We start from the raw sequence: 14,873 nt of genomic DNA on the forward strand, positions 1-14,873 counted from the left end.
CATGGGACTGTACCTTCCGCCGGAGCTGGCCTGGCTGGGCTGGGTCGCGGGCGGCGCGTGGCCGGAGGGCGACGAGACCGAGGTCTGGGAGGTCTCGGACGCCTACAAGACTGCGGGCGCTGCGCTGCGGAAACGGATCCCGGATATCGAGGACGCCAAACGCGTGGCGGTTTCCGCCTATCCCGAGGGTACGGGCGGCGACAAGATCGCCGCGATGTTCGACCAGCTGCTGACCGGCGACCAGTCGGTGGAAGCGCTGGCGGACTATATGGACCAGATCGCCGACGCCACCTTCGATTTCGGCACGCAGATCGAGGCCGCGAAATTGATGACGATCGTCTCGCTGATCGCGTTGGCCATCGAGATCGCCTGGGCCTGGATGTTTCCGCCGACCGCCCCCGCGGTCGAGGCGGCCGAGACCGCGGCCACCCAATTCATTCTTCGCAGGCTCGAATTGTGGTTGCAGGAACGGATTCTGGCGAAGGTGCTGTCCGTATTCGGGCAGCGGTTCGCCAACCTCAGCAAGGGCTGGGTGATGAAGATCTTGGAGGGCGCGTTCATCTCGGGCGGGCTCAACGCGGCCGTGCAGGTCGGCCAGATCGGCGCCGGGCATCGGAAGAACTTCAACTGGAAAGAGTTCGGGGCCGCGGCGGCCGCCGGCCTCGGCGCGCCGTTCGGCATGGGGGCGGCCAACTCGATCAACAAATTCACCACGCGGTTCCTGGGGGACAAGCTGGAGAAACCATGGGTCCGGGCCGGGAACGGCGCGTTGGTCGGGATCGGCTCCAGCCCCGTGTTCGGAGCCTTCGGCGGTCTCGGTTCTGCGCTGGTCACCGGCGACTGGGCCGAGACATTCGGTAATCCGCACGGCTGGGTCGGCGGTGCGGCGCACGGCGGGATCGTCGGCGGTGTCAAGGGATTACGCGGGATCAACGGGTTCGGCAACAGGAGCTTCGAGATCAACTGGAACCCACCGAGAGACGGCTCGTCCGGGATCCCGCTCGGGCACGGTCCCAGCGATCACCTCACGACCCACGCCGAGAACGGTGGGCCGAACGCACCGCGAGGCGATGACCGGGACACCACCTTCGACAACTCCTCAGCGGCCGGAGGTCGACCGGAATCGTATGGGAACGGGCAGGATTCGCCGCTGCGCACCCACCCCGTCTCCTCGACCAGTACCCATGGCTCGGGCGGGGGCAGCGCGGGTTCGAACGGCTCGGACAGAGACAGCGCGGGTACGAACGGCTCGGACAGAGACAGCGCGGGTTCGAACAGCTCGGGCGGGGATGGCACGGGTTCGAACAGCTCCGGCAGGGGCGGCTCGGATACCGGCAACTCGGGGATAAACAAGCAATCGCCCCTGGTGGCCACGAACGCCTACAGCGACGGCGAGTCGAGTGGTTCATCCACATCCGCACAGCGCGGGTCGTCGCCGGGAGATCAGGCGAGACCCCTGGGTGCCGGTGGTTCGGACGGCGGCTCGCACTCCCCGTCTTCGTCACAGACGCGGTCGTCGGACGTGGGGGCAGGCCGCAACGATTCGCCTGGTTCTTCGAATCAGGCAGGAAACAGCGGCAATTCGTCCAACTCGAACGGAGCGCCGCCGCCGCGAACATCGCCGGTGAACGTGCCCGGAGACAGCCGCACCGCGCCGGTGCCCGGCGGATCGACCGACCGTACCGCGCCCGGGACGGGCGGCCCCCGCCCGACCCCCGGGAGCGATGGTTCCGTGCGGCTGGACCGCCCACCGACATCGCAAACGTCGAAGGGCGGCATCGACACCCCGTCGCGCTCGACCACGCCGGACACGAATATCGTTGCGGGACAGTCGTCGCGTCCGCCAGCGTCGGTATCCGAGGTGAGCTCGGTCGGCTCCGGCCAGCCTCCGCGCTCATCGGTCGTGTCGGATGTGAGTTCCGTGGGTTCGGGGCCGTCGCCGCGTTCGTCGGCGGTGTCGGATGTGAGTTCTGTTGGTTCGGGGCAGCCTGCGCGTGCGTCGGCGGTGTCGGATGTGAACTCGACGGGCTCCGGCCAGCCTCCGCGATCGTCCGCGATATCGGACGCGGGTTCGAATGGTCCGGGGCAGCCGCCACGACGATCCACCGAAGCGAATCCCGGTGGGATGCCATCGCCGCCGCGCTCGTCCGCGCCCGACCCGGGCGCCACCCAGTCGCGACCGGTGGTGCCGAACTCGGCTTCGGGCGATGGGGCACCGCCGTCACCACGCTCGCCTGTGACTCAGCCGGGTTCGAGTACACCCGGCCAGCCCGCGCGTCCGATAGTGCCCGAGTCACGTGGGTCGGGGCAGCCCCCGCAACGACTCTCGGAGCCGAATTCCAGTGGGGCGGGGGACACCTGGCAGCGTCCGTCCACACCGGAAGCGAATGCTGGCGGCTCGACGCCCAATTCGCGGCCGACCGGCGAGCACGGCACGGACGCGCCTACTTCGCGACCCGGCCGGGGACTGCTACCGCCTGCGGAGCATCGCCCTGCACCTCGGGCATCTGTTCCGCAGGAACGGCATTCGGAGACGAACGGGCAGCGTGGGTACGACGCTGTCGAGTTCGGCGGAACCGGTGCGCGGGCGTTCGACGGTGATCGGGAGCATCCCAACTGGACGCGGAACGATCGGGGTGAGGTTCTGGTCACCTCGCCCGACGGCACCGAGCATGTGGTGGACAAGGACGAAAACATCGTCCTGGGGCGCCCCGACGATCCGTCGCTGGTGAGGATCCGCCCGGATCGGTCGGTCGAATTCCTGCTCAACGATGGCAACGCCCCTGTGGGACAGCCCAGTCCGCGCGCCGACGCAGCGAGCGCACCGGGGCGCGATAACGAATTCGGCTTCGGACGCGGCGACGGCACCCGGCATACCGTGCTGTCCGACGGTTCGGTGCGGACCGAGTCGCCGGACGGGTCGTGGACGATCGTCCGGCGGGACGGCGGCGCGGAGCTGCGGTCGCCCTGGGGCGACCGGACGCGATTCGAGCCGGACGGCACCGCCATCGACTCCCGGCCTGGCGACCCGACAGTAGTCACCACGCCCGACAACACCGTTCACATAGTTCCGAACGACAGGGCGGGATGGGAACGGGATGGTGACGGCACTGTCATCGCCACCTCCCCGGACGGCACCAGGCACGTGATCGCCGCCGACGGCATCATGGTGGTGGGCCGCCCCGGCGATCCGCAGCTCATGAAGGTCGGCCCCGACTATGCGATCGCGTTCGTCGGCCCGGACGGTACCGGTCCGGCGTCCCGCCCGGGCGCCGCCGGTTCCTCGTCGCGTATGGGCGGCGCAGCGGCCCATGGCGTGCAATCGCCGACATTCACCCGTCCGGAGCGGGTCTCGCACACGGTGCTGGGCGACGGGTCGGTGCGCACGATGTCCCCGGACGACTGGACCACGACCGTAAAGCCCGATGGGGCAATGGAATTGCTCTCACCGACCGGCGACAAGACGGTGACGAAGGCGGACGGCACCGTGGTCGAGTCCGGGCCGGGCAGCCCCACCGTGATCACCGGTCCCGACGGGACCAAGCAGACCGTCGAGGACAACGGCGCGGTCACCGTCGAGAATTCCGACGGTACCCGGCATGTGGTGTTCGACTCCGCGGATGTGCAGGGCGGCGGGCGAACTCAGCACCCCGACGGGACGTTGATGCACCACGACCTGACAGGCACCCTGGATTTCGGGCTGCGTGATCGAATCGGCGGCCTCGACCAGGACGGTCCGCGCAAGCACGGCGTCATCCAGATGGATCGGCCGGACGGGACCGGGTTCGAGTCGTCGCCCACGAGCGTCAAGGTGTTCGACGCCGACGGCACCACCTACGAGCGGGGTCCACGCGGTTCCGTGCGCGTGACCGCGCCGAACGGGCTGACCGAGTCCCGGTCGTCCGACGGGCCGATCGAGTTGTCCAACGGTGCGTCGCTGGAGCGGACCCCCGACGGTGTCCGGGTCGTACACACCGACGGTTCGGTCTCCGAGATCGGGCCGCGCGGAGTGTCTTTCACCGACGGCGATGGCGCGGTCCGCGGGATACGGCCGGATGGTACGGCTTTCGTCAACGATTCGTCCGGGACGGTGCGCGAGGTTCGAGGCGACGGCGCGATGCGGGTCATCGCGCCGGACGAAACCTCCTGGGGCAGCAGGCCGGACGGCACGACGTGGACGGTCGACGAAGAGAACAAGGTGCACGTTGCCGACCCCGATGGCGTCGTCGCGCCACCGATCGACCCGAAGCGCCCCTACGTCGACGGGGCCGACCTGACCGCCAAGATTAAGCCGCGTCTCCTGGCCGACGACCTCCCGCTGCCGAGCGGGTATCGGGCGCCGGACGCACCCGGAACCGAGGACTGGATCCCGCAGGGGTACGAGAACAACGAGGACCAGGACGGCGATGGACCGCCCGAATCCGATTCACACGACCGGGGTTCGCAAGAGCCCGGTCCAGACGATCGAGATTCGTACGACTGGGGTTCACGGAAGCCCTGGTCCGATCATCGGGATCCGTCGCGTTCGGATGTCTGGGGGCGGAGGTATCCAGGGCCGGATGATCCTGGTTCGTCGGGTCCGGATGAACGAGATCTGCCGAACACCGGTTCGGGGGAGCGGGGTTCGCCGGGCTCGGACGATCGGGGGCCGGACAGCATCGGGTCACGGGGACCGGGCTCGCACTCGGAGCGGCCGCCGAATGCTTACCCGCACAACAAGAATGCGGGCTTCAAGGGACCGGAAAGGCCTGACATCAGACCCGGCACCGGTCCCGGTGGCAACGACTCAGGCGGTCCTGGCACTTCCAGCCCGCGCGATGAAGACAACCTTGGCGATGCTGGGGATGTCGGCGGCGACTCCGGGAGTTCCGAGGACCGGCAGCCACCGCAACCTCAGCAGCCGAGCCCGGCGATGTTGGAGAGTCTGCTCCGAAATCTGCATGCCGCGGAGGGAATGGCGCCGTCACCGCCGAGTGGAAGTGGCACGCAGGGATCGCCGGACAGCTCGCGCCTCGGCAACAGTCCGCAGGCGCCTACGCCTGACAATCGCGGGGGCATCGGATCGATTGCGCCGAACGATGTTTCGAACCCGTCATCGGGCATGACACGGCCAGGCGAATCGGCCGGGCCCGCCCGGCCGGACCTGTCCACTCTGCGCGGCGCCTTCGACGAACTGGAACGCGCCCGACTCGCGGACCGCGGACCTGATGGCTCGGCGCGGCAGGAGATCTCGGATCAGTCCGGGTACCCGAAGGGGCTCGGGACCGGGGAACGCCCCGGCGCACTGCACGATTCGGGCTCGCAGGACGGGTCGAGCGCGCCGGAACGACGGGGCACATCCGAGGACGGCAGTGGGTCGGACGGTCCGGATGTGCGGAGCGACTCGGACCGGCAGCCGTCGACCGATCGGGATCGGGAACCGAAACCGGTTGGTGAAGAGAGTAATCCGGCTCGATCCGATGTCGAAGACCAACAGCGAGCGCCCGACCCGGACGGTCCTGCGCGCTCACCGCTGGCCGAGGGCGATCCGGGTACGCGGGGAACCGGAGATCAGCAGGGTGCGCCGGGAGCCGCGGATCAGCAGGGTGCGCCGGAATCCGGGGACCAGCCCGGCAGTCCGGGACATTCGCCAACACACGGAAGTCCGAATTCGCCAGAGCAGAACGGGAATTCATCTCCGGGTGGGTCGGGGACGCAGCAACCTGCCACCCCGGGACGGGCACCCTCGATGCCGATGCAGGATGGGCACGCTCCCGCCGGGTCGTCCTCGCCGGGCACGGGTCCGCCGCCCGGTGCCGCGGCACCCGCGACACCACCCCGTACCGCTACCGGCGCGCCGAAGAAGCCCCGCCGGGACCGCAAGAAGCCCGGCAAGCCGCGAAAGACGCCGAAATCCATGCTGATGCCCTCGCCGTTCGAGGCGCCCGAGCAGCGGGCCGGACCCGACGGTACCGGCGCCGATATCCCGTTCGCGCTGGGGCTTTCGACTACCGAATCCGAATCGGACAGCACCGCGCGATCGACCACGAAGACCACGAGGAGCACCAGCGATGGCTGACGAGAAAAAAGACGATAAGCAGAAGCTCGACAATACGACCGATCAGGCCCGCAACGACTGGAAGAACCTGCGCTCGAAGGCAGACAAGAGGCAGCTTCGGGTCGACCGACTGAAGGTCGAACCGGCGGTTTTCGCCGCGTGTACCAAGGCGTGCCACGACATGATCGGAAAACTGAAGTGGTACATGGATTACATCAAGGGCGACAAGGTAATGACCGAGATGCAGGAACTTTCCAATGAAAGGGGTGGGGTCGAGCTGACCCACCGTTTCCGGCGGAAAGGCGCCGACGTCCTCAACGCCATGGACACCATGGTGTGGATCATGGAGGACATGGGGGACACATTCATGAGTGCGTACAAGAATTACGCCGCGAACGAAGGGAAATCGGCCGACGAATTCGCTGATCTGGACCTGCAGCCGGGGAAGGTAGCCCCGGTCAAGCCGGGTGATCCGCCGAAGGAATGGAGCCCCGCCCGGGAGGACAAGAACCCCGACGCCCTGGCCCCACCGACCGGCGCTGAGAACGGCCAGCCGATTACCGCCGAAGACGCTAGCGGTTGGAGTTTCGACACGTTCTACGAGTTCGGGAAGTCGCTGGAAGGAGCCGACTGGAGGACGAGTGAGGCGGGCACCAAATTCAGCTGGGTAGCCGGAAAACTGAGCGGCGATATCACCGACTTGAACGGTCACCTCAATCGAGTCAAGGCCGACATGTGGGAAGGTGACGGTTCGAAGGAAGCGGGCGATGCTATCAGGCGCTTCACCGAAGGCTCGCTGACCTTCGCCAACAGTCTCACAGCCCTGGGTAACGATCTGAAGTATTGTTCGCAGTGGCTGTTCACCATGTGGAAGCACACACCCGATTGCAGATGGTCCGAAGATGCCAACGCGAGCTGTGTCAAGGAAAAATGGCTCAGTGATTATCGTTCGACCTACAGCTCCACCTATGTTCCGGGTATCAATGGCGCCGTGGCGGCGATGCCGACCGTTGCCGTGACCGGTACCGTCGCCAAGCAGCCGCCGCCACCGCCGCCGGAGGACAAGAACAAAGATAAGGGAAACGGCAACGGAAATGGTAACAACAACGGCAACGGCAACGGGAACAAGAACGGCAATGGAAACAATGACGAAAAGAACAAGAACAGCGGGAATGGGAACGGCAATAATAACGGCAACGTAGATAAGAACAGCCCGGAGTACAAGGCCGGGTATCAAGACGGCTACAAGCAGGGCCAGAACGACGCCGGTGGAAAGAACGGCGGAAACAACAACGGCGGCGGAAACAACAACGGCGGGGGCAGCGGCAATGGCCCGGGTGGCCAGGGCAACGGTCCGGGTGGCCAAGGCAAGGGTCCCGGCGGCGAGGGCCCGGGCGGCCAGGGCAAAGGTTCGGGCGGCGATGGTTCGGGCGGCCAGGGTAACGGCCCCGGTGGCGAGGGTTCGCGCGGGCAAGGCCAGGGTCCGGGTGACGGTCCCGGCGGCCAAGGCGGCGGAAAAGGCCAGGGCGACAACGGCGGTCAGGGCAACGGGAATGTCGACAAGAACAGCCCCCACTACAAGGGCGGCTATGAGGACGGCTACAAGCAGGGCCTCGGAGACGTCGGCGGCAACAACAAAGGCGCCGGAATTCCGGGGGACCAGAACCCTTACACCGGTGGGAGCGGTGGTCCCCTCGGGAACCAGGGCGAGGGGAACAACAATCAGTCGAAGGTTCAGCAGCCGTGGAACCCGGTTACGAAGGACCCCGGCGGCCAGAAGTCTCCCGTGCCGCCGCCGACACCGGGATCGCCCAAGGATCTGCTGAATCAGCTGATGCAGGGCAAGAATCCGCTGAAGGATCTGAGCCCGGAGGCCTTGCAGAAGATCGGGTCGGAGCTGCTCGGCGGCCTCAGCCCGGATCTGCTGAAACAGATGAGCCCGGAGGCGCTGCAGAAGCTGGGCTCGGATCTGCTGCAGGGCTTGGATCCGAAGGAGCTGCAGAAGATCGGCTCGGACATCATGGGTGGCCTCGGCCCCGACGGGCTGAAGAACCTCAGTCCAGAAGCGCTGCGAAATTTGAGCCCGGAAACGCTACAGAACCTGGGGCACAGCCTGAGTCAGAACCAGGGCGGCGCGGATCTGCTCAAGACCTTGACCGATGGGTTCAAGAGCGTCGTCGAAACCGTCACGAAGGCGGGTACCGACGCGATCGCCGGGCTGGCGAATACCGGAATGGTCGGCATTCCGGGCATCGCCGATCCGCAGAACATCCCCAACCTCGGTGATATTCCGAGTCCCCAGGACCTCGCGACCGCGCTCGCCGGTGGAAGCGGTGGTGGCGGCGCCGGGATCCCCGCGGGCGGCGGCGCCAGCGGCGGGGGCGACGTGCATTCGCCGCTCGCCGCCTCCGTGCCCGCGGATTCGTCGAAGCTGTTCCCGCGGGCGGGAATTCAGGATAGTCCGGTCGGCATGCCTACCGCGCCTGCCACGCCGCCCGGCGGTAGCACCCCGGGCGGAATGCCAATGGGTGGCATGCCGCCCGGCGGGGCGGGCGGGCAGAACGGCGGGGGCGAGCACAAGCGGGGCAAATTCCTCGACACGGTCAGCAATTTCGATGAGATCGTCGGGCCGGATGTCGATCGGGTGCGGCCGGTGATCGAGCCGTGACGCAGCAGTGGAAGTTCTCCTCACTCGCATTCGTCGTCCTGTGCGACCGGTATCGCGCCGGATCGGTGCCGGAGCCCTTGTTGTTCGAGACCGACGAGCAGGTCACGGTCGACGAACTGGAGGGTCGCAAGCGGGTGATGTGGGAGAAGTTGCAGCAGCGGCTGGATGGCTCGTTCGACGGCGTGATCGAGGTACTACGAGCACCCGAAGTGTATGTGCAAGTACGTAGTTGGGACGAGCACGACGAGAGCAACCAGGACAAGAAGCTACGTATTCACGTCGCGCGGTCGGGTGCGCTCGGATACGCCATCGAGCAGGTGCCGGGAAAACTCACGTGGGATTCGCCGATGGTGACCATCACCGAATGCGATCCGCGCACCTTGGCCACCACGGTGGTGGCAAAGCTCCCGCAGGTGGAAGCCGGTCGGCTGCAGGACATCCCGGTCGTCACCGACCCGGCCGAGCACATCACCCCGGCCTGGCGAGACAGCCTCATCTGGGACGACCCCGATGACAGGCCGGTAGCCCAGACGCAGCGGTTCTTCCAGCAGCGCGCCGACTGCACCGGATCGATCGCCGTGGTGCAGGGCCGGTCGAAGTACGGTCCGCGCGGGATTCTGGAGACGAACCTGATGTGGCGGGACATGCCAGGCGACGGGCGGTACGTGATGGCGCTGGACGGGTCGCCGGTCGCGGTCGGCACCAGTGGGCAGCAACTCGCCGCGCGGATCCAGCGCGATATCGACCAGTTGTTGCGGCGTCTCGAAACGCATTGGGAGTCGGGACGTCCCGAGGACCGGTACTGACCTCGAATCACGACAGGAGCCGATATGACGGAACAGCGCAGGGTCCGGGTGGATACCACGCGTCTGCGGCAGGCTGCGCGGAAGATGGACGGGGTCGGCGGCGAGACCACCGCGATCATGTCCACGCTGCGGAATACCTTGCAGGGCAGGGGCTATCCGTGGGGCCACGACGACTACGGCGACAAGTTCGTCACGGGCGAGAAGGGCTACGAGAACTCGTCGAAGAACCTGCTGACCGGCGGCGACAATCTGACCGGTTCGGCGGCCAAGTTCAGCAAGGGCATGTCCGGCGCCGCGGACAAGATGGACAAGATGGATTCGGGTGCGTGACCGATGACCGATCCACAGCACGACATACCGAAAGGTGAGGGTCCGGACATCGCCTTCGCGATGGGCGCGGAACCATCACCGGCGGCGACTCCGGGGTCATCGGGTCCGATCGCTCCGGACACGAACGACTCTGGCCCAGAGGGAGTCTCGCCTGTCCGGGAAGCGGGCGCGCCCGACTCCGATGCGGATTCACTTGCCCGCGCCGCGAATGTACCCGACTCCGGTGCGGATTCGCCCGACGTTCTGACATCCGATCTGCCTGCGCCGGAGCAGGATTCGTCCGTCGCACTGTCGCAGCTCGAGGAGCGGGCGGGCGAGCTGGCGCAGGAGATCGCGAGTGCGTTGGCGGCGGCCGGCCCGGAGGGCTGGTCGCGGCTGGAGGCAGCGTTCGCGCTCACCGTCGCCGGTGGCGTGCGGACGGTGTTCTTCTACGACGATGCCGACCAGGTCGCGCAGGTCGAGCCGTCGGCCGAGGTCACGGAGCTGGTCGGGCGGCAGCGCGAGGTGTCGGCGGAACTCGGCGACGGCCCTTGGTGGCGGATGCTGATCGAGGTCGACAGCGACGGCGAGGTGGAGGTCGACTACGACTACGGCGACGTCCCGTTCCCGGACGAGCACATGTTGGCGCCCGAGGCGTATGTCGCTGACCTCGAGGCGTTTCCGCGGGAGTGGTTGCCGGTGTGGCTGGCCGCCTACATCCGGCACGGCAACCGGCAGTGGCGGTCGCCGCAGCAGGCGGCGGTGCGGGCGCGGGCCGATCGCGACATCGGTGTCGCGGCGGTGCGGTCGCATGACGATTTCCCGGCGCTACCGGTGGCGTGGGCGCGCTGGGCGACCATCGCGGCGGCGTTCGTCGCGGTGGGTTCGGAATGGGGTCCGCGGATCCTGCCCGCGCTCGGCGTGTTCGAGGGGTCGGCGCGCAGCGGATCCACGCTGTACGTGCTGCCCGGCGGCCGTGCCGTGCTGTCGGGCGGCGTATGGGACGCCCCGGAGCTGAACGCGGCCTACAACGAGGGCGCACCGCTGCCGGACCTCTACGCGGGCGCCCCGGCCTGGGTGACCAACCAGGTCCTCAACCCCCGTGCGGGGCGCGGACTGCAGTCGTTCTGCTACTGGTGGGAAGGGGGCGCCTGGCATCGCGCTGAATCACCCACCTCGGATCGCCTCAGCGCGGCCGTGCCGGGCATATGGACCGTCGACACCGTGATCGATGTCGTGGGCGGTCTGGTCGGCGGCAGCGAAGACGACGAAATGCGCTCGGCGGCAGCGGTATTGGTGGCCGCCGCCGAGGCGGGCGTCGTCACCCGCGACACCCTGGCCGCGCTGTTCACCGGCCCGGACGACGATCTCGACGGCGCGCTGCACCAGCTGTCGATGGCGGGCCTGGTGACCACCGTTCCGGAGGAACTGCCCGAGGAGCGGGCGATCGCGCTGGTCCGGGAATTCATCGACGCACTGGGCCTCGATACCACCGGATACCCGCTCGACGAGTTGGTCGCCGAGCGGCTGACCGTCGGTTGGATGGTGTTCGTGCCGACCGGTCCCGGTGAGATCATCATCGGCCGCGCGATCTTCTACATCGCCGACGACGGGGTGATCGAACAGTCGTCGTCCTCGGTCGCGCCGTCGATCTATATCGAGGAATTCGAGCAACGATTCCGGCAGCGGCACCAGGGTGCCGTGGCGGATTTCTCGGTGTGACTTCGAGAAGTTGCGCGATGAATCCTATCGACCACCAACATGCCGGATCGGCCATTCCCGCGCCGTCATTGCCTGGACAGCCTCGGAGGAGGTGGCTGCTGCCGTAGTTCAACCGTGAATGTGTATCCGATGAGATCGTGCCGATCTCCGAATCGAATCATCCCGTATACGAAAGGCTTTGAGATATGTCTATGTTCGGTGACGCCGTCGGCGTCCAGACCAGCGGTATCGACAAGGTGGTCTCCGATATGGAGACCTCGATCCAGAATCTGCGTCAGTCGGTGAATGCGGTCGACGCCGCATGCGACGAGGTCCGCGCGGGCTGGAAGGGCAACGCGCACGACGCGTTCAAGAAGACCATGGACGACTGGGACGCCGAGTCGACCGAACTCAACCAGCGGCTCAACGCGCTCTCGCAGGCCGTCACCTCGGGCAAGAAGGAACTGGTGAGTATGGACGACACCTCCTTCTGAACCGACGTAGCCCCGTATTGCATTCGACAACAGAGGATTTGAGGACATGAGCGAAATTCTTTACGACCCCAAGGCGATGGACCGGCTGTTCGACGAGCTGCAGACCAACGGCGGCAAGATCGATGGCGAAATCGACGCGCTGCAGTCCGCCGCCAAGGCATTCCACGACAACCTGGGCGGAAAGGAGGCCCAGGAGAGCTTCGATCGGGCGAGTAAACAGATGGACGAGGCGCTGACGGATACGCGCCAGCGGCTGAACGCCCTGGCCGCGAAGGTCGAGAACGCCAAGCATGCCGCGCTCGGCGCCGACCGCCGCGTCGGCGACGGTTTCGCCGGGATCTGAGTCCGCGCGAGCGGTTTCGATGAGGGGCGCCGACGGCCGGCCGGAGAGGCCGGTCGGCCGTCGGTGTTCATTTCGAGTTCGACAGTTCGAATTGCCGTGGGGCAACCAGTGATCGGCCGATACATGGGAAATGCAATCGTGAGCAGTAATCGTCAGGCGCAGCGCGCATTCGATGCCGGGGTCTTGTCGTTGGGTCTGCCGATCGAGGGGCAGGAGTCGGCGCCGGATCTGCAGTATGCGAGGTTGGCGTTTCAGCGGGCGACGGAGTGGGATCCGACGATGTGTGACGCCTGGCTGGGCCGGGCCGCGGCCGGGGAGGTCACGGGGGAGGTGTTGTTCCACCTGCACAAGACGAGTGCGGGCACGCTGTACCGGGAGCAGCGCCGGATCGGGTTGTCGCCGGGGCGGCTGGTGAGCCGGTTTCCGCTGGGGTTGTTCATCGATTACCCGCTGTCGGGTTATGCGGAGATCTGGTTGGCGTGGGCGGCGCACCTGATCGGAGAGCGGGGGTATGACGAGGCCGAACGCGTACTGGACGAGCTCGAAGACCATCGCACATCGCGGTTCGAGAAACCGGACCGTCTGGGGGGCAACAGAATTGCCGTCGGCGATATGGACCGACGCGTTGCGGCGTATGTGCGGGGGGTGTTGCATTACAACACGCAGCGGTGGCCGGATGTGATGTCGGTGCTGACGGGGTCGGCGGAGTGGGACGACCCGTTCCTGGCGACCGGCGCGCATGTGATGGTGGGTTCGGCGTGTGCACAGCTGGGGTTGTTCGGCGAGGCGATCCGGCGGATGGCGCAGGCCGAGGCGGGGCCGATCCCCGCCGCTCGCCCGCTCGCCATGTTCTGCCGCGGCCTGTGCCTGCGGGAGACGGGTGGCGAGGACGAGGCACAGGCGCTGTTCGAGAAGGTGTATTCGCAGGCACCGGATTTCGAGGCCAACGCGGTCGCGATGCGCGATCGCGGGTATCGGATCACGGTCACGAGTCGCGAGGCGATCGAGTTGCGTACCGATCGCTGGGATCCCGCGTCGGCGCCGTCGATCGAGTCGATGCAGCGCGCCGAGGTCGAGGACCGGGCCAAGACGATCCTCGCCGAGGCCCGCGGGGAACTGGATCGCCAGATCGGTTTGGGCGCGGTGAAGACTCAGGTGGCGAAGTTGCAGTCGACGGCGCAATTGGCGAAGATCCGCGCGGAGAAGGGCTTGTCGGCGGCGCCGCGTGGTCAGCATCTGGCGTTCACCGGGCCGCCCGGTACGGGTAAGACCACCATCGCCCGCGTGGTCGCGAAGATCTATTGCGGCGTAGGCATTCTGCGCACGGACAGGGTGGTCGAGGCCAAGCGCGGTGATTTCGTCGGCCAGCACCTCGGCTCGACCGCGATCAAGACCGAGAAGCTGATCGACACCGCCATGGACGGTGTGCTGTTCATCGACGAGGCTTACACGCTGATCCAGTCCGGGCTGTCGGGCGGTGACGCGTTCGGTCGTGAGGCCGTGGACACGCTGCTGGCGCGGATGGAGAACGATCGTGACCGCTTGGTGGTGATCATCGCTGGGTATGACGGTGAGATCGATCGGCTGCTGCAGGCCAACGACGGGCTTTCCTCGCGTTTTTCCAAGCGGATCCAGTTCCCGTCCTACACACCGGAAGAACTGGCTCGTATAGCCACCCTCATTGCCGGAACGCGTGATTCGCAGTTGTCGGAGGATGCGCAGAAGCTCCTGGTCCGCGCGTGTGAACAGCTCTACAGCTTGGAAAGCACCGACCAGAGCGGCGCACCCCGGCGCGGGGTCGACCTCGCCGGTAACGGTCGCTTCGTCCGCAACGTGATCGAGGCCGCCGAAGAAGAACGCGAATTCCGCCTCGCCAACGACGATTCCCTGGACCTGTCCGCCGCCGACGAAACCCTGCTGATGCGGATCGAAGCCGACGACATGCACATCGCCCTCACCACCCTCCTCACCTCGCTCAACGTCGGCATCGATGTGGAACCCGAGTCGGCCCCCGCGCTCGTCCAAGCGGCGAAGGATGTGGCGGACCGCAGGCTGGCCGAACCCGATCTGTCTCCGGTGATGCTGGCCCGCGAACTCAATGTCTCGCTCCGCACCCTGCAGCGGTCCTTCACCGCGGTGGGCGAGTCGATCACCGCCTATATCCGTCACCGGCGACTGGAGGAAGCCAGACGTGCGCTCACCACATCGCCCCACCGGCTGAGCATCTCCGAACTCGCCGCCCACTGGCAGTTCTCCGACAGCAGCCATTTCATCCGGTCCTTCAAGAAGGCTTACGGCCGGACGCCCGCTGAGTACCTCCGCGTCACCGGACCGGATGGAACCAGGGCCGGAGTCGGTGTGCCGTAAAGGAACTCGCCCGCCGTCGCGGGTGGCATACGTGTGCCGGCTCGGTCGGCGCATGCTCGGGCGCAGTGTGTCACACCGGATTTCCTCTCGGATCTTTCCGGCAAGCGCACTCATGATCGGCGTAACGACCGTAGGTGTTGCTGCACAC

General features: G+C 66.8%; 8 protein-coding genes and 1 pseudogene. All 9 read left to right on the forward strand.

The features are described from left to right. Position 1: 1 nt before the first annotated feature. Positions 2–6,058 carry a WXG100-like domain-containing protein gene (locus tag NM1_RS10640; RefSeq protein ID WP_068017397.1) on the forward strand — a complete coding sequence of 2,019 codons (6,057 nt, stop codon included), beginning with the start codon at positions 2–4 and terminating at the stop codon, positions 6,056–6,058. Further along, positions 6,051–8,705 carry a hypothetical protein gene (locus NM1_RS42165; protein WP_068017400.1) on the forward strand — a complete coding sequence of 885 codons (2,655 nt, stop codon included), beginning with the start codon at positions 6,051–6,053 and terminating at the stop codon, positions 8,703–8,705. Before NM1_RS10640 ends, NM1_RS42165 begins: the two co-directional genes overlap by 8 nt. Further along, on the forward strand, positions 8,702–9,511 hold the full coding sequence (locus NM1_RS10650; RefSeq protein WP_068017402.1) for an ESX secretion-associated protein EspG: 810 nt from the start codon (positions 8,702–8,704) through the stop codon (positions 9,509–9,511). The genes NM1_RS42165 and NM1_RS10650 overlap by 4 nt, the downstream gene beginning before the upstream one ends. A gap of 24 nt (positions 9,512–9,535) precedes the next feature. Beyond that, positions 9,536–9,841 carry a hypothetical protein gene (locus NM1_RS10655; RefSeq protein ID WP_068017405.1) on the forward strand — a complete coding sequence of 102 codons (306 nt, stop codon included), beginning with the start codon at positions 9,536–9,538 and terminating at the stop codon, positions 9,839–9,841. Between the two features lie 3 nt (positions 9,842–9,844). After that, positions 9,845–11,542, forward strand: coding sequence for an antitoxin YezG family protein (locus tag NM1_RS10660; protein ID WP_084519356.1), 1,698 nt, complete (start codon positions 9,845–9,847; stop codon positions 11,540–11,542). 185 nt (positions 11,543–11,727) lie between these two features. Further along, a complete protein-coding gene (locus NM1_RS10665; RefSeq protein ID WP_068017408.1) occupies positions 11,728–12,015 on the forward strand; it encodes a WXG100 family type VII secretion target in 288 nt (95 codons plus the stop codon). Between the two features lie 46 nt (positions 12,016–12,061). Next, positions 12,062–12,358 carry a WXG100 family type VII secretion target gene (locus NM1_RS10670; RefSeq protein ID WP_068017410.1) on the forward strand — a complete coding sequence of 99 codons (297 nt, stop codon included), beginning with the start codon at positions 12,062–12,064 and terminating at the stop codon, positions 12,356–12,358. A gap of 138 nt (positions 12,359–12,496) precedes the next feature. After that, a pseudogene (gene eccA / locus NM1_RS10675) lies at positions 12,497–14,344 on the forward strand (type VII secretion AAA-ATPase EccA); the annotation flags it as partial. Between the two features lie 93 nt (positions 14,345–14,437). Further along, the gene (locus NM1_RS43885) at positions 14,438–14,725 is read left to right on the forward strand and encodes a helix-turn-helix transcriptional regulator (protein ID WP_246010779.1); all 288 of its coding nucleotides are present in this window, start codon (positions 14,438–14,440) and stop codon (positions 14,723–14,725) included. The last annotated feature ends 148 nt before the right edge of the window (positions 14,726–14,873 follow it).

Source organism: Nocardia mexicana NBRC 108244, assembly GCF_001613165.1.
Classification (GTDB): Bacteria; Actinomycetota; Actinomycetes; order Mycobacteriales; family Mycobacteriaceae; genus Nocardia; species Nocardia mexicana.

Coding starts and splice junctions, on each gene's coding strand:
- NM1_RS10660 (WP_084519356.1), top strand. CDS start 9,845: ATGACCGATCCACAGCACGACATACCGAAAGGTGAGGGTCCGGACATC.
- NM1_RS10670 (WP_068017410.1), top strand. CDS start 12,062: ATGAGCGAAATTCTTTACGACCCCAAGGCGATGGACCGGCTGTTCGAC.
- NM1_RS43885 (WP_246010779.1), top strand. CDS start 14,438: ATGCTGGCCCGCGAACTCAATGTCTCGCTCCGCACCCTGCAGCGGTCC.
- NM1_RS42165 (WP_068017400.1), top strand. CDS start 6,051: ATGGCTGACGAGAAAAAAGACGATAAGCAGAAGCTCGACAATACGACC.
- NM1_RS10640 (WP_068017397.1), top strand. CDS start 2: ATGGGACTGTACCTTCCGCCGGAGCTGGCCTGGCTGGGCTGGGTCGCG.
- NM1_RS10655 (WP_068017405.1), top strand. CDS start 9,536: ATGACGGAACAGCGCAGGGTCCGGGTGGATACCACGCGTCTGCGGCAG.
- NM1_RS10665 (WP_068017408.1), top strand. CDS start 11,728: ATGTCTATGTTCGGTGACGCCGTCGGCGTCCAGACCAGCGGTATCGAC.